General features: G+C 68.8%; 22 protein-coding genes and 2 pseudogenes. 8 read left to right on the top strand and 16 right to left on the bottom strand.

The window, feature by feature from the left end; all coding sequences use genetic code 11:
- Window positions 1–238 precede the first annotated feature (238 nt).
- The 6 genes and pseudogenes from M2157_RS02605 to M2157_RS02580 all read right to left on the bottom strand — a co-directional run bounded on the left by M2157_RS02605 (window position 239) and on the right by M2157_RS02580 (window position 5,064).
- Complete coding sequence (locus tag M2157_RS02605) at window positions 239–1,432, bottom strand: cytochrome P450 (RefSeq protein WP_280860123.1); 1,194 nt, start codon at window positions 1,430–1,432, stop codon at window positions 239–241.
- A gap of 57 nt (window positions 1,433–1,489) precedes the next feature.
- Window positions 1,490–1,612: pseudogene (locus tag M2157_RS02600) on the bottom strand (succinyl-CoA--3-ketoacid-CoA transferase); the annotation flags it as partial.
- Between the two features lie 138 nt (window positions 1,613–1,750).
- Window positions 1,751–2,554: an SDR family oxidoreductase gene (locus tag M2157_RS02595; protein WP_280860122.1), complete on the bottom strand. Its 804-nt coding sequence runs from the start codon at window positions 2,552–2,554 to the stop codon at window positions 1,751–1,753.
- Between the two features lie 80 nt (window positions 2,555–2,634).
- Window positions 2,635–3,498, bottom strand: a complete 864-nt coding sequence (locus tag M2157_RS02590; RefSeq protein ID WP_280860121.1) for a fumarylacetoacetate hydrolase family protein — start codon at window positions 3,496–3,498, stop codon at window positions 2,635–2,637.
- Entirely contained in the window at window positions 3,495–4,367 is an 873-nt protein-coding gene (locus M2157_RS02585; protein ID WP_280860120.1) for a fumarylacetoacetate hydrolase family protein, read from the bottom strand. The genes M2157_RS02590 and M2157_RS02585 overlap by 4 nt, the downstream gene beginning before the upstream one ends.
- Window positions 4,368–4,449: 82 nt before the next feature.
- Window positions 4,450–5,064, bottom strand: a complete 615-nt coding sequence (locus M2157_RS02580; protein ID WP_280860119.1) for a carboxymuconolactone decarboxylase family protein — start codon at window positions 5,062–5,064, stop codon at window positions 4,450–4,452.
- A 118-nt stretch (window positions 5,065–5,182) separates the two neighbouring features.
- On the opposite strand from M2157_RS02580, the gene M2157_RS02575 reads away from it, so the two are divergent.
- Window positions 5,183–6,004, top strand: a complete 822-nt coding sequence (locus M2157_RS02575; RefSeq protein ID WP_280860118.1) for an IclR family transcriptional regulator — start codon at window positions 5,183–5,185, stop codon at window positions 6,002–6,004.
- A 46-nt stretch (window positions 6,005–6,050) separates the two neighbouring features.
- Here the strand turns inward: M2157_RS02575 and M2157_RS02570 are convergent, their stop codons facing one another.
- The 4 genes from M2157_RS02570 to M2157_RS02555 form a co-directional block, all read right to left on the bottom strand.
- Window positions 6,051–6,806: an SDR family oxidoreductase gene (locus M2157_RS02570; RefSeq protein WP_280860117.1), complete on the bottom strand. Its 756-nt coding sequence runs from the start codon at window positions 6,804–6,806 to the stop codon at window positions 6,051–6,053.
- 90 nt (window positions 6,807–6,896) lie between these two features.
- The gene (locus tag M2157_RS02565; RefSeq protein ID WP_280860116.1) at window positions 6,897–8,258 is read right to left on the bottom strand and encodes an FAD-binding oxidoreductase; all 1,362 of its coding nucleotides are present in this window, start codon (window positions 8,256–8,258) and stop codon (window positions 6,897–6,899) included.
- A 105-nt stretch (window positions 8,259–8,363) separates the two neighbouring features.
- Entirely contained in the window at window positions 8,364–8,516 is a 153-nt protein-coding gene (locus tag M2157_RS02560; protein WP_280860114.1) for an SDR family oxidoreductase, read from the bottom strand.
- A 25-nt stretch (window positions 8,517–8,541) separates the two neighbouring features.
- A complete protein-coding gene (locus M2157_RS02555; RefSeq protein WP_280860113.1) occupies window positions 8,542–8,880 on the bottom strand; it encodes an SDR family NAD(P)-dependent oxidoreductase in 339 nt (112 codons plus the stop codon).
- A gap of 475 nt (window positions 8,881–9,355) precedes the next feature.
- Between M2157_RS02555 and M2157_RS02550 the strand changes: the two genes are divergently transcribed.
- Window positions 9,356–9,898: a hypothetical protein gene (locus M2157_RS02550; RefSeq protein WP_280860111.1), complete on the top strand. Its 543-nt coding sequence runs from the start codon at window positions 9,356–9,358 to the stop codon at window positions 9,896–9,898.
- 143 nt (window positions 9,899–10,041) lie between these two features.
- Here the strand turns inward: M2157_RS02550 and M2157_RS02545 are convergent, their stop codons facing one another.
- A complete protein-coding gene (locus M2157_RS02545) occupies window positions 10,042–10,626 on the bottom strand; it encodes a TetR/AcrR family transcriptional regulator (protein ID WP_280860110.1) in 585 nt (194 codons plus the stop codon).
- 144 nt (window positions 10,627–10,770) lie between these two features.
- Between M2157_RS02545 and M2157_RS02540 the strand changes: the two genes are divergently transcribed.
- The 5 genes and pseudogenes from M2157_RS02540 (at window position 10,771) to M2157_RS02520 (ending at window position 15,376) form a co-directional block, all read left to right on the top strand.
- On the top strand, window positions 10,771–11,412 hold the full coding sequence (locus M2157_RS02540) for a histidine kinase (protein ID WP_280860109.1): 642 nt from the start codon (window positions 10,771–10,773) through the stop codon (window positions 11,410–11,412).
- 448 nt (window positions 11,413–11,860) lie between these two features.
- Window positions 11,861–12,802, top strand: a complete 942-nt coding sequence (locus tag M2157_RS02535; RefSeq protein ID WP_280860108.1) for a LysR family transcriptional regulator — start codon at window positions 11,861–11,863, stop codon at window positions 12,800–12,802.
- Between the two features lie 37 nt (window positions 12,803–12,839).
- Window positions 12,840–13,778: pseudogene (locus M2157_RS49070) on the top strand (amidohydrolase family protein); the annotation flags it as partial.
- Window positions 13,779–13,833: 55 nt separating this feature from the next.
- Complete coding sequence (locus M2157_RS02525) at window positions 13,834–14,343, top strand: amidohydrolase family protein (RefSeq protein WP_348541826.1); 510 nt, start codon at window positions 13,834–13,836, stop codon at window positions 14,341–14,343.
- A 52-nt stretch (window positions 14,344–14,395) separates the two neighbouring features.
- On the top strand, window positions 14,396–15,376 hold the full coding sequence (locus M2157_RS02520) for an SGNH/GDSL hydrolase family protein (RefSeq protein ID WP_280864259.1): 981 nt from the start codon (window positions 14,396–14,398) through the stop codon (window positions 15,374–15,376).
- 870 nt (window positions 15,377–16,246) lie between these two features.
- Here M2157_RS02520 and M2157_RS02515 read toward each other — a convergent pair.
- Genes M2157_RS02515 through M2157_RS02500 form a run of 4 tightly spaced genes read right to left on the bottom strand, consistent with a single transcriptional unit; the run spans window position 16,247 to window position 20,064 of the window.
- On the bottom strand, window positions 16,247–16,915 hold the full coding sequence (locus M2157_RS02515; RefSeq protein ID WP_280860105.1) for a response regulator transcription factor: 669 nt from the start codon (window positions 16,913–16,915) through the stop codon (window positions 16,247–16,249).
- A complete protein-coding gene (locus tag M2157_RS02510) occupies window positions 16,912–18,276 on the bottom strand; it encodes a histidine kinase (protein ID WP_280860104.1) in 1,365 nt (454 codons plus the stop codon). Before M2157_RS02510 ends, M2157_RS02515 begins: the two co-directional genes overlap by 4 nt.
- A 25-nt stretch (window positions 18,277–18,301) precedes the next feature.
- A complete protein-coding gene (locus tag M2157_RS02505; RefSeq protein ID WP_280860103.1) occupies window positions 18,302–19,135 on the bottom strand; it encodes an ABC transporter permease in 834 nt (277 codons plus the stop codon).
- Window positions 19,135–20,064 carry an ATP-binding cassette domain-containing protein gene (locus M2157_RS02500; protein WP_280860102.1) on the bottom strand — a complete coding sequence of 310 codons (930 nt, stop codon included), beginning with the start codon at window positions 20,062–20,064 and terminating at the stop codon, window positions 19,135–19,137. Before M2157_RS02500 ends, M2157_RS02505 begins: the two co-directional genes overlap by 1 nt.
- A gap of 885 nt (window positions 20,065–20,949) precedes the next feature.
- Between M2157_RS02500 and M2157_RS02495 the strand changes: the two genes are divergently transcribed.
- Window positions 20,950–23,019, top strand: a complete 2,070-nt coding sequence (locus tag M2157_RS02495) for a putative Ig domain-containing protein (protein ID WP_280860101.1) — start codon at window positions 20,950–20,952, stop codon at window positions 23,017–23,019.
- A gap of 693 nt (window positions 23,020–23,712) precedes the next feature.
- Here M2157_RS02495 and M2157_RS02490 read toward each other — a convergent pair.
- On the bottom strand, window positions 23,713–25,302 hold the full coding sequence (locus M2157_RS02490) for a GH32 C-terminal domain-containing protein (protein WP_280860100.1): 1,590 nt from the start codon (window positions 25,300–25,302) through the stop codon (window positions 23,713–23,715).
- Window positions 25,303–25,326 lie beyond the last annotated feature (24 nt).

Raw genomic sequence — 25,326 nt, 5'->3', positions numbered from 1 at the left:
CAGGGATCACCCGGTCATGAAGACGGGCGGTCTTCCTGGTGTTCGGCGACCGCGAACACGGAACCGACGCAGGCCGGTGGCAGGTCGTCCTCATCGGCAATGCGCCTTCGAGCGAGACATCCACGATCGCTCCGATGACCGAGCCCCCTTCCGCGTATCAGCGGAAGGGGGCTCGGTCCTGCGGTCAACGCCCCGTACGACTCGTGGCCGCACGGAGCACGGGCGGCCGCGATGTCCTCTACGTGGATGCTCCCGACGTCACGGTGACCGGGAGGCTATCCAGACCCCGGATGACGTTGTTGAGGTGCCGCCGTGGCGGGCCGGTCAGATGGATCGCCTCTACGTGATCCAGCAGCGCCGACAGGATCGCCTTGCCCTCCACCCGTGCCAGTCCCTGGCCGGCACAGGCGTGCACGCCGGAGCCGAACCCGACGTGGTCCATCGGCGCTCTGCCGATGTCGAACGTGTCCGGCTCCGGCCACTTGCGTGGATCCCGGTTGGCCGAACCGAACAGCATCGCCACCTGAGCCCCGGCCGGGATCGTGGCGCCGTCGATCTCGACGGCCCGCGTCGTGCGGCGGAAGAACGTCTGCACCGGTGACTCGAACCGCACGACCTCCTCGAAAGCGGAACGGAGCAACGTCCGGTCGGCGCGCAGGGCCGTCCAGGCGGTCGGGTGCTCGGCGAACAACCACAGCGCGCTGCTGATCGCGTTGATCGTCGTGTCCATGCTCGCCACCAGGTACGCGCGCAACAACCGTCCCACCTGGTGCTCCCCGATCACGCCCCGGTCGGCCGCCTGGTACAGCGCCTCGCCCCAGCCACCTGGCACGAGGTTGTCGCGGTTCATCATCGAGATGAGCTCGTCGAGCAGCCGGTCGGCAACCTGCACCGACGCCGTCGTCCGCTCGTTGAGAGGGCCGAAGGTGTTGAAGAACGCGTCGGCGAACACGAGCACCTCGTCCCGCGCGCGGAGGGGCATCCCGATCAGATCCGCCACCACCGTCAGCGGGAACACGCGCGCCAGATCACCCACGACGTCGAATGAACCGCGGGCCACCACGGACTCGACCAGTTCCGTCGCGCGCCGACCGATGTCGTCGTTCAGGCCCGCCAGCGCGCGCGGGGACAGGCTCTCCGACAGCACCGAGCGCAGCACGTCGTGTTCCGGCGGGTCCGTCGCCAGCACACCACCCCGGCGGGCCTCGTTCAGCGATGGCTCGTAGCCCACGCTGTCCACGGAGGAGAACCGTTCGTGGTCGCGCAGCGCCGCCCGTACGTCTTCGTACCGGGGCAGGGCCCAGCAGTCGTAGCGCTCCAGGTACACCGCGGCGCCTGCCTCCCGCAACACCGCGTAGGCGGGGTAGGGATCGGTCAGGACCTCGTCGGCGAAGATGTCCACATCGGACACCGGAGTAGCGGCCGTTGTCATCGTTGACTCCCATCATTCATCGCGGTGAACCGCACCCGCTCGTGTGTGAAGCCTCATTCAGGACGCCCGTCCGCAAAGGTGACCCATGACGCCGGGTGCCGTCTCGACCAGGACGAGGCCGTAGGTGGTGACGTCGAGGACGCCGAGGTCGGTGATCATCCGGTGCACGCAGCGCTCGCCGGGCTGTCCACAAGGAGTCCTTCTGGAAGCTTCGTTTCCGCCCAGGAGCGCCGGCAAAATAGTTGACCGGCCGTGGTCGGTGACGTGACAGGCCTGCGCGGTGCTGCTCCTGGTGACCGGGAATTCGGCGCGCCTGTCTCAGGCGCCGATCATGTTGAAGCCGCCGTCGGCGTTGAGGTAGACGCCGGTCATGTGGGCGGCGTCGTCTGTGGCGAGGAAGAGCGCGGTGCCCGCGAGTTGGGCCGGCCCGGGGATGCGGCCCATCGGGGTCTTGGCGATCATGTCCTCGCGGCGGCCGGATTTCCAGTCCTCGCGGCCCAGTAGCGTCTCGGTCTCGATGAAGCCGGGCGCGAAGGTGTTGACCCGAACGACGGGGGCGAGCGCCTGTGCGTAGGACTTGGTGATGCCGAGGATGCCGTACTTCGCGGCGGCGTACTGCGGAGCCCGCGCGCTGCCGCGCACGATGACGGTGGAGCCGATGTTGACGATCGCGCCATGGCCCTGGTCCAGCATCCGGGAGCCGAACTCGTGTGTGCAGAGCATCGTTCCCTTGATGTCCACGGCGAGCACGTGGTCGATGGACTCCTCGGTGAGATCGTGCCAGGACATCTGGTCGCCCGCCACGTCACCGACGTTGTTGACCAGCACGTCCAGGCCGCCGAACTGGATGAAGACCTCCTCGGCCATGCGGATCACATCGGCGTGGACGGCGATGTCGGCCTGCACGGTGAACGCCTCGCCGCCGACCTCTTTGATGCGGGCGACGGTCTTGTCGGCTCCGGCGGCGGAGCTGCGGTAGTGGACGGCGACGTTGGCGCCCTCCTGGGCGGCGCGGACGGCGATCTCGGCGCCGTAACCGGTGCCGGCGCCGGTGACCAGGACGGTGCGGCCTTCGAAGCGGCGGGGAATCGGCGTGCTGTGGGTGGGGATGCGCTCGGACATGGAGGTCCTTGTCTGCGATGGTCGGACGCGGGTTCCGGGGGCCGGGGGGACGGAGAAGAGTCGGCGCGCTGTCGCGGCTCTCAGCTTCCGGACGGCTGCCGGGCGGGGCCGGTGAACTGCTGGCGGATCTCGCCGATGCCCTCGATGCGGCTGACGAGTTCGTCGCCATCGGTGAGGTAGCGCGGCGGGTTCATGCGGTTGCCGACGCCTGCCGGGGTGCCGGTGAAGACCAGGTCACCGGGGAAGAGCGGCAGCACGGCCGAGAGCCGGGCGATGAGCTCCGGCACCGGAAAGATCATGGACTTGGTGCGGTCCTGCTGGACGATCTCGCCGTTCAGCAGTCCGGTGATCTCCAGGTCGTCGGGGTCGTCGAGTTCGTCGGGGGTGACCAGGACAGGTCCGATCGGGCCGAAGCCGGGGAAGGACTTGCCCAGGCTGAACTGAGCAGGTTTTCCCTGGAGTTGGGTGACCCGTTCGGAGAGGTCCTGACCCACGGCCAGGGCGGCCACCGCCTCCCAGGCGTGGTCCTCGCTCACCCGGTACGTCTCGCGGCCGACCACCGCGACGAGTTCGACTTCCCAGTCGACCTTGCCCGGGGGGAGGGCGACGCTGGTGTGCGGACCGGTGACGCAGGCCGGGAACTTGGTGAAGACGAGCGGTTCCTCGGGCGGAGTGAAGCCCGCTTCCGCGGCGTGCGGTGGATAGTTGAGGGCGACGGCGAAGACCTGGCGGGGGAGGGGCACCGGCGCGCCGAGTGCGGTGGGGTCGACCGGGATGTCGTACGCCTCGTCGGGCAGCCCGGCCGCCCAGTCCCGTAGGCGTGGCCAGTCCTGCAGCAGTGCCATCGGGTCGGTGGGCAGCCTGCCCTGCGAGGCCCAGCGGACGTTCGCGGCCCGGTCGCCGCTGACCACGACGGCGTGGCCGTCGAGGACGCCGAGCCTCACCAGTCCACCTTCGCGGGTACGGGGGTCCCGTGCCCCTCCTGCCAGCTGACGATGGGGGTGCGCAGGACGCCGAGGCGCTCGACCTCGGCCTCGACGACGTCGCCGGGCTTGAGGTACATGTCCGGGTCGCCGCTGAAGCCGGCCACGCCCTGGACGGTTCCGGTGGTGATGAGGTCACCGGCGCTGTAGCCCTGCGGGGAGTGGTAGGCGACCAGGTGCGGGATGGAGACCGACATGCGGCTGGTGTTGGACTTCTGCCGGACCACGCCGTTGACCCGCAGTTCCATGTCGAGGTTCTGCGGGTCGGGGATCTCGTCGCCGGTGACGATGTAGGGGCCGACGGGGCAGAAGGTGTCGATGGCCTTGCAGAAGGAGAAGACGCCGGACTCCATCTCGCGGCGCTGGATGTCGCGGGCCGTGATGTCGTTGAAGACGACATAGCCGGCGATGTGGTCGTGCGCGTCGTCCACGCCGAAGAACTTGCCGGGCTTGCCGATGACTACGGCGATCTCCAACTCGTAGTCCAGTTCGCTGGTCAGGTGCTCCGGGTAGATGACCGGCTCGTCGGGGCCGACGATCGCGTCGACGTTCTGGAAGAACACGATGCCCTTGTGCATGGGGTGCGACCAGTCGACGTGCTTCGACTCGTCTTCGTGCTCACGGAAGTTGCCGGACGTGTGGAAGAACTTCTTCGGCACGATCGGCGCGCGCAGCGTCACGTCGTCCAGCCGCAGCCGCTCACCCGTCTCCAGGACCTTGCCGTCGCGCTCGAAGTACCCCCGGGTGCTGTGGACTTCGAGTGGCAGCACTATCCGTTCATCGAGTTCCAGCCGGCCGACCCGCCCATTGTCGAAGGTGATCAGCTTCACGATTTCCTGCTCTCTTTCGAAGAGTGAAAGTTACATTCACTGTATGAACTTGAGTTGAGTATTGAAGGGTCACCGTGGGGTGTCAAGCCGTTGCCCAGGGCTGAGAGCGGGAGGCATCGGAACCGGAGGTGCTTCCCTCGCCCAGAAAAACCCGCAGCTGGAGGGCGAGCATCGAGTAGTAGCCGACCAGCGTCGTCAGCTCGAACACGCCTCGCTCCCCGGTCGCGGCCAGCGCGTCGGCGTACTCGTCGTCGTTCAACGTGCCGTGCCGCAGCAGTGCCCTCGTCGCCCGCAGGGCAGCGCGCTCGGCCGGCACGGTGAGCTCCGGCATCTCGCCGGCGCGCAGTGCGGCCATCTCCGGTTCGGCCAGTCCGGCGCTGGTGCGGCCGACGGCCTCGTGAGCTTCCCGCTCGAAGGTGCTGTCGAAGTGGGCGGCCACCGTGAGGATCGCCATTTCGCGCACGCGATCGCTCAGCGAGGAGCTGTAGCGCACGGCCGCGCCGAGGGCCTGCGTCGCGAGACCCACCGGAGGGCTCAGCAGCATGGCGTTGAAGGGGCCGCGCAGCCGCCCCTCTTGGTCGGTCAGAGGGAACGCGCGCGGGCCCGAGGCCCGGGCGCCGCCGGTGATGGCCCGGTAGACCTCGGCCTGCTCCTCGTCCAGTTCACCGGGCAGCAGCCCGTCCAGTCGCACGCCCATTTACGTCCTCCTTGTCGCCCCACGGCGGGTGAGTCTGATGCTGACTTCCATACAATGAAAGTGGCGGTGCTACGTCGTGGCGTCCGTCGTGCCCAGTAGACAGAAAGCGAGACCTTTCGTGCCGCCGCGTGAAAAAGCGCCCAGTTCCCTCCCCGCCGACGGCTCCGCGGCGTCCAAACGCAGCTACCACGTCGAGGCGCTGGCCAAGGGACTGCGGCTGCTCGGTCAGTTCTCCGAACAGCGGTCGTCGATGAAGCTGACAGACATGGCCGCCGAGGCCGGTGTGCCGTTGCCGACCGCCTTCCGGATGGCCGCCACCCTGGTGACCGAGGGCTTCCTGGAGCAGCTGCCGGACGGCGCCTATCGTCCGGCTCCCAAAGTCCTCATGCTGGGCTTCGCGGCATTGCGCGGCATGGACGTGGTGGAACTCGCCGACGGGCCGCTGCGCCGGCTCGCAGCGGCGACGGGTCAGACGGTCAACCTGGGCACCCTGTCCGGCGACCAGGTGCTGTACTTGATCCGGCTGCGCAACAACGACCTGGTGACCGCGAACATCCAGGTGGGCTCGCGGCTTCCTGCCGTCAACACCTCCATCGGAAAGGTCCTGTTGAGCGGTCTGGACGACGCTGAGCTGGAGGAGCGCCTCACCGAAGAGTCCTTCACCGGGGCGACCGGCCCCAACGCGATCCGGTCGTTGGCAGAGCTGCGGCCGGTGCTGGCGAATATTCGCGAACGGGGCTGGGCGGTGCAGGACGAGGAACTCGCCTACGGGCTGCGCTCGGTGGCCGCGCCCTTGCGTGACGCCTCCGGTTCGGTGGTGGCCGCCGCCAACGTGGCCGTACCGGCGATGGGATTTCCCGTCACCCGCCTGCTCGACGAGCTGCGCCCACGGCTGCTGAGCACCTGTCAGGAGATCACGCGGCTGCTCGGCGGAAGCTGACGGATGTGGCAGCCTGCGGTGCCGTCCTGTCCGCTCGGCTCCTGGCTCATACGAGCGTGCGGCCACCGTCCACATACAGCACCTGCCCCGTGATGAATGACGCCCGCGACGAGGCGAGGAACAGCACGGCGCCGACCACGTCCTGAGGGGTGCCCAGACGTCCGGCCGGGACCAGGCCGAGCATCTCCTCGCGCATCCCTGGCCTGGCCAGGTACTCGCGAGTCAGTTCGGTCTCCGTGTAGCCGGGGGCGACCGCGTTGACGGTCACGCCGTCGGCGGCCCACTCCCGGGCCATCACCTTCGCCAGCTGGTCCAGTCCCCCCTTGGTCGCGGCGTAGGGGGCATGGTGCGGGTGGGCGAGCCGGGAGGAGACCGAGGAGAAGAACACCATGCTCCCGCGCCCGGCCCGGCGCATCAGACGTCCCGCCGCTCGCCCGGCGTAGAAGGCGCTCGACAGGTTCAGCGCGAGGATCCGCTCCCAGGTCTCATCCGGTGTGTCGACCACCGCCCGGCGGTCGTTGGTTCCCACCGCGTGCACCAGCACGTCCAGGCCGCCGAGCGCGTCGGCCGCCGCCCGGACTGCTTCCTCGCAGGCCGTCGAGGTCGTGACATCGGCCGGAATCACGTGCACATCGACGTCCGCGAGCGCCGGATCGTCCCGCAGAGCCTTGAGCTTCGCCTCGTCGACGTCCACGACGGCCAGCTGTGCCCCGGCATCCGCGAACCCTTGGGCGCAGGCGGCACCCAGGCCGCCGGCCCCGATGACGAGCGCCCGGCTGCCCTCCAAGCCCAACCAAGCCATGGCACTCTCCTCTACTTTCATCTAACAAAACTGACTTTTATGGATGACGATAGGTCCGCAGTCGTGCAATGTCCATCACGCCTGTCAGGGTCAGACGGTGTCTCGGCGGAGCAGGAACGACACGAAGCGGTGGTCCGGATCCCACTGGTCACGGATGATGTTGAGACGGGACAGCGCGTCGGCGGAGAAGTAGGAATCCGGTCCCAAGCCGCGGGACGCCATGGAGTCGGCGCCGATCTGGCTTCCGACGGCCACCGGTTCCAGCTGCCGGGCATGGTCGGTGACCCACGCCTGCAGCTGGGCGTCCTGGCTCGGATCGTCTCCCACCGCGACCACCTCGATCAGGGTGTCGCCGAGCAGGGAGAAGGCCATGTCCGGCAGTTCCGGAACCCCCGCGAGGTTCTGCCAGTTGATGTGTGACCGGGGTGTGGGGAGCGAGGTGAGGGCCGCGTCGAGGGCCGGCAACAGGGCGGATGCCTCCGCGCTCGACATGATGTTGTCGTGCGCGTACCGGAGACCGGCCGGGTACAGGTCATCGACGCCCGTGAGGTGCTGCACGCTCCCGACGGTGGTGCCGTCATCGCCCCAGATCGCCTTCACCCGCAGAGGAGCGTTCGTGAAGAGCGCGAGGGCATCGTCGGCCTCGCGCTCGGAGTCGGCGAAGGCCACTGTGCCCAGCAGCATTGTCGGCCCGTCCGGCGAGTGGGTCACGTGCTGGGTGACACAGAGGGCCTGGTCCACGATCGGCGCCATCTCGTGACGCATCTCGTGCAGCCAACTGAGGAGTTCACCACGCGCCGCGAGCGGATAGTTGTGTGCGGCGGTCTTGATCACGGCCGGTTTCGGCTGCATATCCAGGTGGAAGGCGGTCACGACGCCGAAGAACCCGGGACCTGCGCCTCGGGCCGCCCAGTAGAGATCGCTGTTCTGCGACTCGTCAGCCCGGACCACTTGACCGTCCGCCGTGATCACGTCGAGGGCTCGGACCAGGCCACACCCGGGACCGTACGCACGCCAGTTCCATCCCAGGCCCCCACCCAGCAGGAAGCCCCCCACGGCCACCGTGGAACAGTGGCCGTGGGGGAAGAACAGCCCCAGCGGATCCAGCGTCAGGTCGAGGTCCCGTCCGATGGCCCCGGGGCCGACGACCGCGGTCCTGGCCCGGGCCTCGACGTCGATGCTCGACAGGCGGGACACGTCGATGAGGAGCGCGCCCTCTCGAACACCCGCGGCGGAGGTGCTGTGCCCGCCGGCGCGGACGGAGACCTGGAGCCCCCGCTCCTGCGCCAGTCGTACCGCAGCCGCGACGTCGGCGGCGTCCTCGGCCAGCACGATTCCGGCCGGACGTCTTGGAGGCTTACGGCCGTTCCAGACGGCGTCGCGGCGAGCTTCCTCGTAGCCCTGATCCTCCGACCAAAGCAGCTTCCGCTCCAGTTTTCCTGCGAGTGCCACATTCTTCCTTTCGATGTGGGATGCCAGGCGCTCAGGCACCGGTGAGGGATCGAGGACAGCCGATCCGGAGGGTTGGTGAACGCCTCATCCGGCGTCGACAGAGGTTCAACGGCAGGTGCGAGACCAACGTCGGCGGCGCGTGATTCCTCGGTCAACGACGACGAGCTGACCGGTGATGAACGCGGCTTCGTCGGAGGCAAGGAATGCCACGCGGTTGGCGATCTCCTCCGGCTTCCCTCGCCGCTTCAGGTCCTGCATCCGCACGGTCTGGTCGAAGGACTCTTCATTTCGCGAAGGTGTGTTTCCAGTGCTCGAACGTCGCGTTGTCGAAGTCGGCGAGAGGCACGATGGCCGCGTTGTCCACGAGGATGTCGGCAGGGCCCAGTGCGTCCCGGGCCTCCCCGGCGAAGACATTCACCTGCGCCTCGTCGGACACGTCGACCTTCGCACTGAAGAACCGCTGCCCGGTAGCTTCCACGAGCGCCCTGGTCTCCTCCGCCGCGTTGATGTCGGCAACCGCGATGTCGGCGGCTTCGGACACCAGTTCTCGGGCGATCTCCTGGCCGATTCCGGCACTACCGCTGGTCACCCCGGCAATTCTGTCCGTCAAGCGTCCAGCCATGACACAACTCCTTTGTAGTCACAGCACGGAAACACCGGCCGGGATTCAGGTGTCCCCGAGCGCGATGTTGCGGGTCCTGATCCGTAAGCGCGTGTCTTCGTCCCGCAGGCGTCCGTGCAGCGGGTAGGGGCGGCACGAGGTCTCGGGCTCGTCCCGGCGGTCGGGTCTTCGCTGGGCATGGCGTCCTCCCCGGCCGGCGGCACTCGGAGCGGATCGGCGGCGGCCGGCCCGTCCGGGCACGTGTAATGCTGCGTGGCCCCGGCGCAGGGAGGAACAACACCTTCCGATGATTGAAAACGAGGTACGGCGCAGCCCGGGGCAGTCGGTACCGGCGCCCGCCGACAGCGCCTCCCGGAACAGCCGTGCGCTCCTGACAAGCACTTCCCGCTCCGGGCTGAAGCCCTTTCCGGCTGTCTCATGCGCCCCACCCCACCGCCTGGGCAGCACCCGCGCCGCAGCAAGATACGGTTCCGGCATGTCCGATCTCGACGCTCAGCAACCGTCGGCCTCCGGCTCCACGGAACCTTCTGCCCAGAGGCTCAAGGCTCTGGGCGAGCGGCTCAAGGAACGGATCTACGCGGTGATCACCATGCTCGCCGTTATGGTCGGCCTGGCGCAGAACACGCATACCCGGCACAGCACGGCGGCGCTGTACGTCACGGGCACCGCGGTGGGCTTGTGGCTGGCGACGTTGGTGGCCGACCTGCAGTCCCACCGCGTCGTTCACCAACGGTTGGTCAACCGCCGCGAGGTAAGGCACCTGCTGTTCGTCAGCAGCCCGCTGCTCAGCTGCGCCGCGGGCCCGCTCCTGATGATTGCGCTGTCGGCGGGCGGCGCCCTCGGTCTGACCACCGCGCTGTGGACGGCGGTTGGCGTGGATGTCGTCTCGATGGCGGTCTGGGGCTTCACGGGAGGGCGGCGGATGGGCGGTGGGGTACTGCTTTCCGGCGTGGCGGGGCTGTTGGACGCGGCGATCGGCTCGGGCGTGGTGATGGTGAAGGTGATCACTGGGCACTGAGGGCGCCGGCAGGCATGTCCCTGGTCTGCACGTCGGTCAGCCGTCGGTGGCACGCCCGGGGATGAGGCCGGACGCGGCCGTGAGGAGTCGGAATTCCGGTGGGCTGCTGTTCCGTCCGTTCGGCATCGGACGGTGTGCGGCGGTCACTTGTGCGGCTGCCAGGTCGCCAGGGCGGCGTCGACCGTGTCGGCCACCGTTTTCCTGTCCGGCTGCGTGCCGAGCATGAGCCTCAGGAAGAGCAGGGGGCCGAGGATCCGGGAGGCCAGGTCCCGGGTGTGTTCTTCGATGCCGGCGCGTAGTTCACCGCGTGCGACGGCGGCGGCGAGCGCGTCGGTGAGGTGCTCGCCGCCGCGGCCGAACATCTCGTCGCGCAGGCAGCGTATGTCCGGGTCCCACTCCGCGCGCTGCATGACGGTAGCGATGACGGAAGCGGAGACCGGACGGTTGAGCCAGTCGGTCTGCTGCTGCAGGTGAGTCACCAGCTCGTCGCGGACCGGGCCGTGGCCCAGGGTGAGCAGGGGATGGGCCGCGCCGGTCAGGGTGTCCAGGAGGAGCGCCTGCAGGTCGGGCCAGTGCCGGTAGACGGTGGCGCGGCCCACTTTGGCCCGTGCGGCGACGGCGGCGTGGGTGATGTGTCCCGGTCCTCCTTCCGCGAGAAGTTCGGTGGCAGCGGCCAGGGCCGCGGCGCGGCTGCGGCGGGCACGGGGGTCGTCGTTCGTAGGGGGCATCGGGGCACCGCTCCTTTCCGAGCGGCTTGTGAGACGACTTGACTCAGAAGCTTGCTCTGATACATACTGTCTCACAGATGGCCGGGAACCCGCTCCACGGGGTCCATAAGTCACCCATCCCTTGAGGCTCCAAGGAGACAGCTCATGTCCGTGACCATGAACGAGAACGCCATCGCCCTCCGCTTCGACGACCGCGCCACCGCCTACCAGGCACTCAGCGAGCTGAAGCACCTCAACTCCGCCACCGCCGAGGTCCGCGGCGCCGTGCTGATCGAGCGCATGGAGGACGGCACCGTCCACTTCCCCGAGGGCATGGACACGGAGTCCGGACGCGGCACCGCGCTCGGCTCGCTTATCGGTTCGCTCGTCGGCATCCTCGGCGGCCCCCTCGGCCTCTTGATGGGCTGGGGCATCGGTGCGCTGATCGGCGGAGGCCACGACTACAAGCGGGCCACCGAAGCGACCGGGGCGGTCGGTGCCTTCACTCCGCATGTCCCGCCGGGCGGCACCGTCATCCTGGCCGGGGTCGAGGAGGCCGGCACCGAGGCTCTGGACCTGCTGGCCACGCGCTACGGTGCGGCCCTCGAACGCCGCCCCGCCGACGACGTGCGCGCCGAACTGAAGGCGATGGAGAAGGCGGCCGACGAGATCAGGAAGCAGGAGGCCAAGGACAAGCGCGACGGCAAGCGCGCCGAGCGCGAGCGCAAGGCAGGCGGGCGGAAGAGCAAGGATGGCGCCGACACGCCGGAGCCGAGCCTCGCCCCGGCCGACACAGACGCGGGGTAACACCCCCCTGCCCCGCAAGGTGGGGACGGGCCGGCCAGGTCCGCCCCCACCGTGTTCATTTGTCACCGACTTGATGCGAGTAGCAGCCAGCCCGGTCACGGTGTGAGTTCGCGGCAGTTCGACCCGTACTCGACCTTCCGGCCCGGCCACCTCCCACTCGCCCTCGTCGATCTGGGAGAAGGGCGGATCCGTCCCGCCGACTGGGCTCCGGACCCCCGGGGTGGACGCCGGTGGTATGGGACCGGCTATACCGCGAGGGCAGCCAGCCCGAAGAAGCTGGTAACCCCGCGGTTCGGTTCCGTTCTCGGCGCGGCCTTTCGCGGGGCACCGACTCACCCTCGCCGGCGTGCCTGTGAGCGCAATTCCCGCCGCTTACCAGGAGTTTCGGACATCCGAGACCGCCTATGCTGGCCATGACAAGAGCAATAGTGCGCGGAGGCCTGGCGTCGTGGGTCTGGATCTGAACCTATTGGTGCCGTTGGACGCGCTGTTGCAGGAGCGCAGTGTCACGCGGGCGGCCCAGAGGCTGGGGCTGAGCCAGCCCACCGTGAGTTCCGCGCTGGCCCGGCTGCGCCGCCACTTCGGCGATGAACTGCTCACCCGGGTGGGGAACACCTATGAGCTCACCCCGCTGGCCGAGCGCCTGGCGGCGCACACGGCGCAGGCGCTCGGCTCGGCGGACCGGGTCTTCCAGACCCTCCCCGCCTTCGACCCCGCCCACGCGCTGCGCGAGTTCACCCTGGTGGTGGCCGATATGCATCTGGCCACCTTCGGCCGGACACTGGCCGGCCTGGTGCACGACGCGGCGCCGGGGGTGCGGCTGCGGTTCCAGCACATCGCCCCGCAGATCGCCCGCCGCGCCCGGGAACATCTGCGCACTGTTGACGGCATGGTGCTGCCGCAGGGCCTGTTGGCGAACGTCCCGGCCATCGATCTGTACGAGGATCGCTGGGTGTGCGTCGTCTCCTCCGACACCGTCGGCTCGCCGCCACCGACTCCCGAGGAACTTGCTGCCCGCCCCTGGGTGCTGCCTTACCACGTCCCGTCAATGGGCTTCTCGCCCTTGCACGGGCTCCACGTCCAGGGCCTGGAACCGCGGGTCGAGATCGCCATCGAGAACTTCCTCACCATGCCGTACCTGATCGCCGGCACCGACCGGGTGGGCGTGGTCCCCGAACGCGCCGCCCGCCTGTTTCCCGCCGACAGCGGCACGACAGTCGTCGAGCTGCCCTTCGGTGCGGGGCGGGTGGTGGAATCCCTGTGGTGGCACCCCCTGCACGACCGCGACCCCGCGCACATCTGGCTGAGGAAGACCGCGGCCGAAGTCGGCCAACTGGTCACCGCCGGTGAGGCAGAGCCTCCCGTGTATCACGCCCCGTCGCACAGCTGACCGGACATCAAGCGGCAGGCCTGTACTCCGGAAGGGCATGGCAGGACCTGCTGTGGGCGGGGGACTTCGACATCACGCCGTGCGCTTTCGGCAGCGCCAGCATGGCTTGAGCCGGTCCGGGCCTGGGCTCCCGAAACCAGGCTTGCGCGCCGGTATTGATCCCGTCTATGCCCGCCATCGGCGATCTCTCATTCCCAAAGCTCCTGGTCAGAGCAAGAGTTGGACTCGCGAGCACGCCACTGGCGTACGACGAGCCGTCCGTTGTTCCATCGACCGGTACGGCGCATCCGCCTGCGGCACGGCCTGCAACGACCGAGCTCGTCCCCCACCCCCCACTTTTTACGGTTTCTTGGAGATGACGGTTATGCGCAGCGAGCTGCTGGCGCTTAAAGCAGGGCACGTCTTCGACGGCGTGGACGTCAGGCCGTCCGGCATGGTGCTGATCGAGGACGGCGTGATCGGTGACGTGGATTTCACGGGAGCGGCACCTCCGGAGCACGCGACGGTGACGGACTTCGGGCCGGAGGCGTGGCTGCTTCCCGGGCTGATCGACGCGCACGTGCATCTTTGTTGGGACGCCACCGACGACGCCGTCGCGCATGTGACGTCCGACGCCCCCGAGACCGTGCTGAAGACCGCACGCGCTGCCGCGGCGGCCACGCTGACGGCGGGTGTCACTACCGTCCGGGACCTCGGCGACCGCGACTACCTCACCCTCGCGCTGCGTGAGCAAGTGCCGCCCACGCAGCGCCCCGACATCGTTGTCGCGGGCCCGCCGATCACCGCCCGCGGCGGCCACTGCTGGTTCCTCGGCGGCGAGACCGAGGGGGCCGACGCGCTGCGGGCCGCGGTACGCGAACGCGCCGAGCGCGGCTGCGACGTGGTGAAGGTGATGGCCAGCGGCGGGGCCATGACACCCGGCTCCAACGCCCTTGATCAGCAGTACGACCGATCGGACCTGCGACTGATCGCCGACGAGGCACACCGGCTCGGACTCACCGTGGCCGCCCACGCCCACGCGCGTCCAGGCGATCGCGGACAGCCTCGACGCCGGTTTCGACACCATCGAGCACTTCTCCTTCTTCACTTCCGAAGGCGTCGGCCTGCGACAGGAACTGCTGGACGAGGTCGTACGGCGAGGAACCTTCGTCAGCCTCACGGTGGGCATGAGGCCCGGCAAGGCACCGACTCCTCCGGCCGTGGTCGCTCGTTTCGCAGCCCTGATGGACATCGTGGCCAAGGTCATCGCCTCGGGTGCCCGGGTCGTTCCCGGAACCGACTCAGGCATCAGTCCCGGCAAACCGCACGGCGTCTACCCGTACGGGTTGATGCAGCTCGCCGAGCTGGGGATGCCGAACCGTCAAGTGCTGCGCTGCGCGACCACCGAAGCCGCCAAAGCGGTGGGCCGGGCAGGGCGAAAGGGCGCGCTGCTCCCCTGCGCGGACGCCGACCTCCTCGTGCTCGGCAGTTCCCCCATCGACGACATCTCCGCCATCGCTGATATCCGCGCGGTGTATCGGGCAGGCCACCGGGTGCGCTGAGCCCCAAGAAAACCACCCCCACAGAGCCAGATAGAGAGAGCACACGTACTCGATGAGCAGAACAGTGTGGACCACGCACAAGTCGCCCCAACTCGTCGCCGCTGCCCTGGCGGTCGTACTGGGCGCGCCCGGGGTGGCCGCCGCCGACTCACCGACGAGCGGCAAAGCCGCCACTACGTACTACATCTCCATCGGCGACTCGCTCGCCTCCGGCTATCAGCCGGACGTCAACCAGGACACCCATATCGCTTACACCGACCGGCTCTACGCACAGCTCAAACAGCGTCAGCCAGGTCTGAAGCACATCCGTCTGGGCTGCGCCGGGGAGACCACCGCATCGCTGCTCAAGGGCGGTACGTGCCACTACCCGAACGCCAGGTCCCAGCTGGACGCCGCCGCGAAGGCCCTGGCCATGCACCGCGGCCACGTCAGCTACGTGACGATCGACATCGGGGCCAACGACATCCTGGTATGCGCCGACGACACGACCGGTGCCATCGACCAGACGTGCGTGAACCGTGCCGCTCAGGCGATCCCGAAGAACCTGGCTCAGATCACGCGTGCACTGCGCCAGGCGGGTACGCCAGGCACCCGGTACGCGGGTGCGACCTACTACAACCCGTTCCTGGCGCAATGGCTCCGCGGCGCCGCCGGGCAGCAACGCGCCCAGGACTCCGTCGGCCTGGTGAAGTCCGAGAACACGGCCATCTCGCAGGTGTACGCCGCCGCCGGATTCAAGCTCGCGGACGTGGCCGGAGCTTTCTCTTCGGACGATGTCACCCGTGTCAGTCTGCCCGGCTACGGCGAAGTACCCGCGAACTTGGCCAAGATCTGCCAACTGACCTGGGCCTGCACCATGTCAGACCCCCACCCGAATCCGCTAGGCCACCAGGTGATCGCAAGCACCTTCGCGGCGGTCCTACCGCAGAGCGGCATACACCAGCAGGCCGGGCACGCGGACTCCGGGAACGTGCAGGACACTCGCGCGAACCACCCGAAGACGAACGCCAACCTGGCGCAGACCCGCTGGTAGAGCAGCACACCGGCTGTCGTGGACGTGCGCTGTACACGTGATCATGTGCAGTTGGCGTACAGCACCGTCACCACTGGTACCGCCGCTGCCCTGCGGGGCGCTCATGCGTTGACCGCGCAGGGCATCGCCGTGAAGAGCATCCCGCAGGCAACAACATGACCCTGGGCTCGGGATTCGACCACTCAAGAGAAAGCACGACCTTGCCCCGGCACCAACCCGGCAGAGGCCGCCTCCGCCGCACAGCTGCCTCCCTGTCGGCCCCGGCGTTCGCCGGTGTCCTGCCCCCTGCAGACACTGCCCCGTTTCTCGGCCTGAAGGGGGCAGGGTGGGACCCCGGGTTCGCAGAGTGGCGTATCGAGTTTGCACCGCCCGTGAGGACGGTGACGGTGCGATGAACGACCCGGCCGCGGAGGCCACGCTCCCTTCCGGGAGACCGCGGCCGGGTCTCTTCCCATCCGGCATCCGCCCACCCGCTGGATTGTGGCGTGCAGTCGGCCCTTCAGGGGCAGGTCACCGATGTCGGAGAGGCAAGGCGGTGCACCTGGTGATGCGGGAGCCGGCGAGTAAAGCACTGATCACAGGGCCGCAGCCACTGCCGAGAGCAGGCGCCACAGTCGGGTGTGGGGCGTGGGGTCGGGGATGGCGCGGCTGGTGAGGAAGGCGAACGCAATGCCGGATTCGGGGTGGGCGAAGGCCAGGTGTCAGTTCGACCTTCGACTCACCGGCCGCCATCTCAGGGGCCGAACCGCACTCCCTGATGTCCAGACGGCAACAAGTTGACCTCCGTCGTCTGCCGGTCCCCGTCCCGTCACAGCGGAGCCGACCTGTGGGGCCGGTCGGGCCGCTGGGAGACCCTGGGTGATCCCGGGATCATGGCTTGGCCCTGACCAGCCCGGTGTCGTACGCCATGATCACTGCCTGGATGCGATCGCGCGCTCCGATCTTGGTGAGGACCCGCCCGACGTGCTTCTTCACCGTGGACTCGGTGAGGAGGAGCCGTTCGGCGATCTCCGTGTTCGTCCAGCCCTGGCTGATGGCGACCAGTACCTCGCGTTCGCGGTCGCTGAGCGTCTGCAGCCGGGGGTCCTCGGCCGCGGGCGTCTCGGCCGGTGCCAGCACCTGGTGGGCGTAGGCATCCAGCAGGCGCCGGGTCAGGCGGGGGGCCACGACGGCGTCGCCGGTTGCGACCGCGTGGATACCGGCCACGAGTTCCTCGGGGCGTGCGTCCTTGAGCAGGAAGCCGCTTGCCCCGGCCCGCAGGCCTTCGTATGCGTATTCGTCGAGGTCGAAGGTGGTGACGATGAGGACGCGCGTACGGCCGCCGGTGGCGACGATCCGGCGTGTCGCCTCGATGCCGTCCATACCGGGCATGCGGATGTCCATGAGGACGACGTCGGGTCGCAGCTCTGCGGCCAGGCGGACGGCCTCGGCACCGTGTTCGGCCTCGCCGACCGAGGTCAGGCCGGGGGTGCCGTGCAGGAGCATGCGGAAGCCCATCCGCTGCAGGGGTTGGTCATCGGCGATCAGCACGGTGGTCATGGCAGACGGTCTCCTGACACCGTTGGTGCGGTCGAGGACGGCACGTCGAGCACGACCTCCACGATCCAGCCGAGCCCGGCCTCGCGTGGTCCGATGGTGACGTCCCCGCCGTACATGGCGGCCCGCTGACGGATGCCGACGAGGCCGTGGCCGGGGTCGCCGGTCCGCGGGCCCGGCTCGGCCTGCACGTGTGCTCCTGGCGGTGCTCCGATGTCGGTGACCCGGATCCGTAGTCTGCCGACGTCGGTGGTCACCGTGACCTCGGCGGCGGAGCCCGCTCCCGCATGCCTGAGCGTATTGGTCAACGCCTCCTGGACGATGCGGTACACGGTGAGCTGTACGCCGATGCCCAGTGCGTCGACATCGCCCACCGACCGGTAGGTCACCCTCAGCCCGGCCGCGCGGACCCGGGCCAGCAGGTGGTCCAGATCACGGATACCCGGTTGCGGGTTGAGAAGCCGTTCGTCGTCCTGTTCCGCGCGCAGGACCCCCAGGACGCGGCGCAGTTCACTCATGGCCTGGCGGCCGGTGTCGCCCAGAATGCGCAGGGCCTCCGCGGACTGCTCTCTCCGGTTGGCAGCGAGGGTTGCGGCCCCGTCGGCGACGCTGACCATGACGGAGAGATTGTGGCCGACGATGTCGTGCATCTCGCGCGCGACCCGGGCGCGTTCGGCAGCGGCTGTGAGCTGGACGCGTTGGTCGCGCTCGATCTCAAGTCGCCTGGCACGGTCCTCCAACGCCGCCAGGTACATCCTGCGGATGCGGAGCGTCAGGCCGACGGCGATGGCTGCCGTCGTGGTTCCCACCAGGAAGAAGAGACCGAGCAGCGGATGTTCGACGTGCACCAGGAAGCACACGGACAGAGCCAGCCCGACGAAGGTCAGCGCGGCAGCCCAGCCCAGTACCCGCAACGAACCGTGCAGGGCCAGGGAGTACAGGGCGACGAGCGCACTGATGCCGGCCTGCTGCCAGACTCCGAGCGACCACTGGACGAAGGACACAAGCAGGATCACGAAGAACGCGACGGTCGGGGACCGGCGACGCCACCACAGGGGCACGATGAGCGCGGCGGCGAAGACGACCAGGACGGCGGTCGACAGCTGACCGCGGTTGCCCGTCTCGCCGAAGGGGCCGTTACTGCTGTCGGAGAGCAGGTCGGGCAGGCTGACGAGAAAGACGACCAGCACCACCGAGGTGTCCAGCAGCCATGGATACCGTCGGTCCAGCCGTTGATGGCGGCCCTGACCGCGCAGCAGGCGGCCCAGGACCGGGTGCGACCAGGCAGCGTCGAGACCAGGGGACGGCGCTCCCGCCGCCCCCTGGCCGCTGTCGGCAGCGGCTGCCGAGCGTTCCGGAGTCATGGATTCAGTGTCCTCGGTGCGCTGGTCAGGCGTCGGTGCGCAGGAGCCGGTAGGAGGCCCCGGCGAGGGCGAGCGCCACCCAGCCGGCGAAGACCGCGAGACCTGCCCCGGAGGAGAGGGCATCGGAGGACTGGTGCAGGGCGTAGACGGCCGAGCCCGCGTTGCTGGGGAAGTAGGGGTTGATGTTGTCGTAGAGCGAGTCGGGCAGCAGCGAGGCCAGGCCGGGGAGGATGAGCAGGATGCCGACCAGGGCGGCGATGGCACCGGCGGAAGAGCGGATGAGTACGCCCAGGGCCACGCCGAACACGGCCACCAGGCCGAGGTAGAGGCCGGCGCCGGTCAGGCTGCGCAGGACGCCGTCGTCGCCCAGGGACAGGGCGATCTTCTCGCCGTCCAGACCGAGCGTGCCCAGCTGGAACGCGGCGAGCGCGGCGATCGTGGTGAGGACCAGCGAGATGGGCCCGATCACGGCGCTCTTCGACCACAGGACCGGCAGCCGCCGCGGAACCGCGGCGAGCGTGGATCGGATCATCCCGGTACTGTACTCGCCGGCGGACAGCAGCACGCCGAGCACGCCCACGGCCAGAGACGCGAAGGTCACGCCGGTCAGCGCCAGGCTGACCGCGTCGCTGTCGCCGGAGCCCGGGCCGGGAGGCCCCTGGTTCACAGCGGCGTCCGGGCTGTAGGTGGCAGAGGCGATCGCCCCGAAGGCGACCAGCAGGACCAGGGCGACGGCCAGGGTGATCCAGCTGGAGCGCAGCGACCAGAACTTGCCCCACTCCGAGCGCAGCACCCGGCGGCCGGTCACTTTCTGCACCCTCGTGGGAGAGGACACCGCGGAAAGGTCGGTGGCAGTCATCAGGCGGCCTTTCGGGCGGTGTCGGCGGGAGCGCTGTGGTATTCCACGGCGTCGTGGGTGAGTTGCATGAAGGCCTCCTCCAAGGAGACCGCCTGCGGGGTGAGTTCGTACAGCGTCACCCCGTGCTGTCCGGCGATCGCCCCGATCTCCCGGGCGTCGCGTCCGGATACCAGCAGCTCCTCATCCGAGGAGGAGCTGATCATGACATCCGGGCCGGCCAGCAGCGAGCGCAGCTTCTGGGCCTCGGCGGTGACGACCTTCACGCCACCGCCCCCGGCCTCTCGGACGAAGTCGTCGACCGTGGTGTCCGCGAGGAGCCGGCCGCGTCCGATGATCACCAGGTGGTCGGCGATCAGCGCTGTCTCGCCCATCAGATGCGAGGAGAGCATCACGGCCCGCCCCTCGTCTGCGAGGCGGCGCAACAGGTTGCGCACCCACAACACGCCCTCGGGGTCCAGGCCGTTGACCGGTTCGTCGAGCATGACGATCGCCGGATCACCGAGGAGGGCGGCCGCGATGCCGAGCCGCTGTCCCATGCCGAGCGAGAAGGCGCCCACGCGCTTGCCCGCCACGCTGGTCAGTCCGGCCAGTTCGATGACCTCCTCCACCCGGCGGCGCGAGATGCCGTGCGTATGGGCCAGGGCCATCAGGTGGTTGAACGCGCTGCGCCCGGGATGCACGGACTTGGCCTCCAGCAGGGTGCCGATCTCGTGCAGCGGCGCGGCTTGCTTGGCGTAGGGGCGTCCGTTGACCGTGACCGAGCCTCCGGTGGGGAAGTCCAGACCGATGATCATGCGCATAGTGGTGGACTTGCCCGCGCCGTTGGGGCCGAGAAAGCCGGTCACCTCGCCTGGTTTGACCGTGAAGCTCAGGTGGTTGACGACCGTCTTGTCCCCGTAACGCTTCGTCAGCTCACGTGCTTCGATCATGAGTGTGGACCTTCCCGCCTCGAACTCGGCCACGGAAACACCGCGGTGTCTGCTTCGAAGTTACGAGCGCCTGAGACCGGAACTCTGGGACCGTAGGGGAATCTTCGGCCTGCGAGTGGTACTGCGGTACCACTCGGACGGTCTTCGCCGGCAGGTCCCACCGGCGAACGTCGATGACCGTCCATGAGGCGGAGGCCGCCAACGGAACGACTGCGGACTCGGCTCGACGGCACGATGCCGTGATGACATCTACTTTTCCTGCAGCCCCCGAGAGGGATGGTGGCTCGCGTCGGCATCAGGTCCGTAGCCGGGATGAGGTGCCGACTCGGGAAGATCCCCGAGCGGGTGAGTGTGGCCGTACTCCCTTGCGGCGCCATCTCGCCGGTCAGCGGCTCCCATCCCGTCTCCGTCGCGGTTGTCCTGCCCCCTTGGGAGCCGGGCCTGCGCGGCTGCTCCCAGGAAGAGTTCGGGAACGGCTGGGTCGTAGTCTCAGCCTGATCTCTGCAAAACCATCGGGGCCTACTTCGCATTGCCTGTGGATCGCGAAATTCATCACCGGCTGCATCGTCCGCGCCGCCCGCGTGTGCCTTGGAGGTCAGCCCCGGGGCTGCCGGGCTCGGTCTTCTTCTGCTCTGCGCCAAGCCCGCCCCAGTTACCTCCAATGAAGTGGCCATCTCATCATATGGCGGAGCAAAGAATTCCTTGCGGCACTGCCGGTTCGCCCGCCTCGGATTTAGGTTCCTCTCGCACCCTGTCATGTCACGTTCATCGGCATCTCGGGTCAGTCGAATGTCATGCTCATGGCTGCGCGGTTTCGCCGCCGCTACGCGCGTCACGGGCCTGCCAATCCAGTGCGCATCCCCACGTCTACGGAGGCAGAACCCCATGCGTGAGTCACGTCTGAGCAAGCGGAGACGGAGTCTGCGGAGACTCCTCGTCGTCTCCATCCCGGCCCTCGTCCTCACCGTCGCCGGACTCGTCGCGGCACCGACGGCCGGCGCCCAGCCCGCCGCAGCCCACTCGCACACCACCAAGGTCACGCAGAACAACAGGGCGCTGACCGACCCCGCGGCCCAGACCTTCCACTCCACCGGCAAGGCGGGCCAGAAGGTACCCACTACTCACCTGTGCGCCAGCGCCGAGCCGGGCCACGCGTCCTGCTTCGCCCAGCGCCGCACCGACATCAAGCAGCGCCTCGCCACAGCGCTCGCGGCCGCGGCCCCCTCCGGCCTCTCCCCGGCCAACCTGCACAGCGCCTACAACCTGCCCACCACAGGTGGCAGCGGCCTGACGGTCGCCGTGGTCGACGCCTACAACGACCCCAACGCCGAGTCGGACCTCGCCACTTACCGCTCCACCTACGGTCTGTCCGCCTGCACCAAGGCCAACGGCTGCTTCAAGCAGGTGAGCCAGACCGGTTCGACCACCTCGCTGCCGACCAACGACAGCGGCTGGGCCGGCGAAGAGGCCCTCGACATCGACATGGTCAGCGCCGTCTGCCCGAACTGCAACATCATCCTCGTCGAGGCCACCTCCGCCAACGACAGCGACCTCGGCATCGCCGAGAACGAGGCGGTCTCGCTCGGCGCCAAGTTCGTCTCCAACAGCTGGGGCGGCGACGAGTCCTCCTCCCAGACCAGCGAGGACACCTCGTACTTCAAGCACCCTGGCGTCGCGATCACCGTCTCCTCCGGTGACTCCGCCTACGGTGCCGAGTACCCGGCGACCTCCCAGTACGTGACCGCGGTCGGCGGCACCGCCCTGTCCACGTCCTCCAACTCCCGGGGCTGGACCGAGTCCGTGTGGAAGACCAGCTCCACCGAGGGCGCCGGCTCCGGCTGTTCGGCCTACGACCCCAAGCCGAGCTGGCAGACCGACACCGGGTGCACCAAGCGGATGGAAGCCGACGTCTCCGCGGTCGCCGACCCTGCGACCGGTGTGGCCGTGTACGACACCTACGGCGGCTCCGGCTGGGCGGTCTACGGCGGCACCAGCGCCTCCGCCCCGATCGTCGCCGGCGTCTACGCCCTCGCAGGCACCCCGGGCTCCAGCGACTACCCGGCGAAGTACCCGTACAGCCACACCTCCAACCTGTACGACGTGACCAGCGGCAACAACGGCTCCTGCTCCCCGTCGTACTTCTGCACCGCGACCACCGGCTACGACGGCCCGACCGGCTGGGGCACCCCCAACGGCACCACCGCCTTCGCCTCCGGCAGCACCTCCGGCAACACGGTCACCGTCACCAACCCGGGCAGCCAGTCGACGACGACCGGCGGCGCGGTCAGCCTGCAGATCAGCGCGAGCGACAGCGCGGGCGCGGCCCTCACCTACAGCGCCTCCGGGCTGCCGACCGGCCTGTCCATCAGCAGCTCGACCGGCAAGATCACGGGCACGGTGTCCACCGCGGGCACCTACCAGGTCACCGTCACCGCGAGTGACTCGACCGGCGCCTCCGGCTCGACGTCCTTCACCTGGACCGTCGGCTCCGGCAGCGGTACCTGCACCTCGACCCAACTGCTCGGAAACGCCGGGTTCGAGTCGGGCAACACCACCTGGACCGCGTCCAGCGGGGTCATCACCAACTCCACCAGCGAGGCGGCACACGCCGGTTCCTACTACGCCTGGCTGGACGGCTACGGCTCCGCGCACACCGACACGCTCTCCCAGTCGGTGACCGTGCCGAGCGGCTGCAAGGCCACCTTCACCTTCTACCTGCACATCGACACCGCGGAGACCTCGACCAGCAGCGCGTACGACAAGCTGACGGTCACCGCGGGCTCGACGACCCTGGCCACCTACTCGAACCTCAACAAGGCCTCCGGGTACGCCCAGAAGTCCTTCGACCTGTCCTCGTACGCCGGCTCCACCGTCACCCTGAAGTTCAACGGAGCGGAGGACTCCTCCCTCCAGACCAGCTTCGTCGTGGACGACACCGCCGTAACGACCAGCTGACCCTCCCGAGGGGAGCACCCGATCCCGCACGCGGAGACCGTCCGCGTGCGGGACACCCGTCATCCACTCAGTCGAACACCGGCAGCGGTCTCGGATGACGCGTTCGCAGCTGGGTGTGGACAAGGGCGGGCCACGCACTGGGAGCAGGTGCTCATCGGGCTGATGGCCCAGCCCAACGGGGCGCGACGATCCGGAACCTCAACGGGAGTCCTCCCGGGGCGGTCGTCGATGAAGCAGCAACCCCAGCGGGCGACCGCTGGAACCCCCCGCCTCTAGGCGGGGGAGGAGGCCAAGAGCATGGTCATCGACCACAGCACCACGGTCCGTTCCTGTCCTTGCGGCCTCGACGCGGCCTCAATCAGGCCCCACGGAGCCAGGCAAGCGCCGCGCGGGAGGGTCTCGCCGGCTCGCGAACGGGGCTCGTGCTCGCCCGTGGCGGATGCCCCTTCCCACGCGTAGGGGTTCCGCCGGGGCAAGGTCCGGGGAGAGCCACGTTCGACCGGTTTGATCCTGGAGTGCGGTGGGGGGTCAGGACAGCCTCGTCGGCATGAGCCGTGCGACCCGGACGCGGAGGACGTTCGGCTTCGCCGCGTCAGCGGGGCGGAGCGAGGATCCTTCCAGGATCGGGCGGCCCGTTCAGGTGGTGCCGATCGGGTTCACGCGTATGGTGTGCACCCGCTCCCCGGGCCGGCCTCACAACGAGAACTCGCGTATCACCGTGTTGCGGAACACCGCGCTGCCGCCGATCGTGAACAGGGCGAGCCGGGTGTCCAGCAGGTACGGGAACACCTGGCTGGTGTGCACGTAGCGGCCGTCGTCGACGAACATCTCCACCGACGTGCGGTCCACCAGGATGCGCAACTTCACCGTGCCGGCGGTCGGGTCGAACGGGGTGTGGCTCTCCTGCCACTTGCCGGACGTGTCGGCGTTCACCGTGTTGCGTCGGTTGAGGAAGGCGTAGTCTGCGTAGATCCCGGCGTCGATGTGTCGGCCGCCGTTGGGTGAGCGCCTCAGCTGGAGGCCGGCGCCGGTGAGTTGGGACCAGGTGATCTCGGTCGTCACCTCGTAGGAGATACCGGTGTAGTCGAGCACCTTCGTGCCGTCCACGGTCACGTCGCCCAGGTTCACGGTGCGGGAGACATGCGAGTCGAGGCCGGCGACGGGCCGGGAGGCGAGGTAGTAGGTGTTGTCGGATGCCTTCTTCAGGGTGATCTCGCGGACGATGGAGTCGGTGCCGTTGAAGCCGTCGCAGTCGATGGTGGGGGTGGTGTCGGCGTAGTCCCAGTTGTTCACCCATCCGATCGCGTACCGGGCGGCCGTGTCCACCGCGCCGCTCGCGTCCCGCTTCTCGAAGGTGACGGCGCCGTACCAGTCCCAGCCGTGGTCGAGCCACTGCGGGTCACGTGCCTCAGCGGTGAAGGCGCTGCCGTCGAAGGAACCCGTCCAGTAGGCGTATGTGTTGGGCAGCCCCGAGCCCTTCCCGTTGGCGCTCACGCCGAGCACCCATTTCACGGTGCCGTCGTCGGCGGTGATGCGGAACAGGTCGGGGCACTCCAGAACGCCGATGCCGTCGTGGACGAAACCGTTCACGTACGTCCAGGACTTGAGGTCGTCGGAGTGATAGAAACCGATCTTGTCGTTCTCGGCGAGGGCCATCACCCAGCGGCCCCGGTCCTCGTCGCGGATCACCTTGGGGTCGCGGAAGTCGGCGACGCCGGGGTTGGGCAGGACTGGGTCGGTCCCGTAGTTGGTGAAGGTGAGACCGCCGTCGGTCGAGTAGTACAGGAACTGCTCCTGGTGGTCGGTGCCGCCGCCGGGGGACATGGTGACGATGACGACGACCGCGCCCGCGCCGAATCCGGCCGTGTTGCCGGTGTCGACCACCGCCGAACCCGACCAGAGATCGCCGTTGACCGTGGTGTCCTTGGGCACGGCGACCCCGCGGTCGGCGAACGAGACCAGGTCCTTGGTGGTGGCCAGGCGCCACGCGGTGCCGACGTCACCGGCGAAGTAGTCGGCGTTGTAGAGGTAGTAGTAGTGGTACTCGCCGTCGATCCAGACGGGCCGCTGCGGGTCGTTCTTCCACTGGTCGGGGACCGTGAAGTGGTACGCGGCGCGGTAACTCGCCCCGCTCGCCGCGGACTTGGGCTTGTTCTTGGCCGTGGCCCCGGCCCTGGGCTGCGGGGCGGCCGTGGCCGCTGCGGTGGGCAGCAGCGCGGCGGCGGTGCCCGCCGCCGATCCCGCGAACAGTGACCTCCTGGAAATCCCCGATGTTCCGGGCATGACGCATCGTTCCTCTCGTGGCGG

Source organism: Streptomyces sp. SAI-127, from assembly GCF_029894425.1.
In the GTDB taxonomy this organism is placed as follows: domain Bacteria; phylum Actinomycetota; class Actinomycetes; order Streptomycetales; family Streptomycetaceae; genus Streptomyces.
The sequence above is the reverse complement of the archived record's forward strand: the minus strand, read 5'-3'. Positions and strand labels throughout refer to the sequence as shown.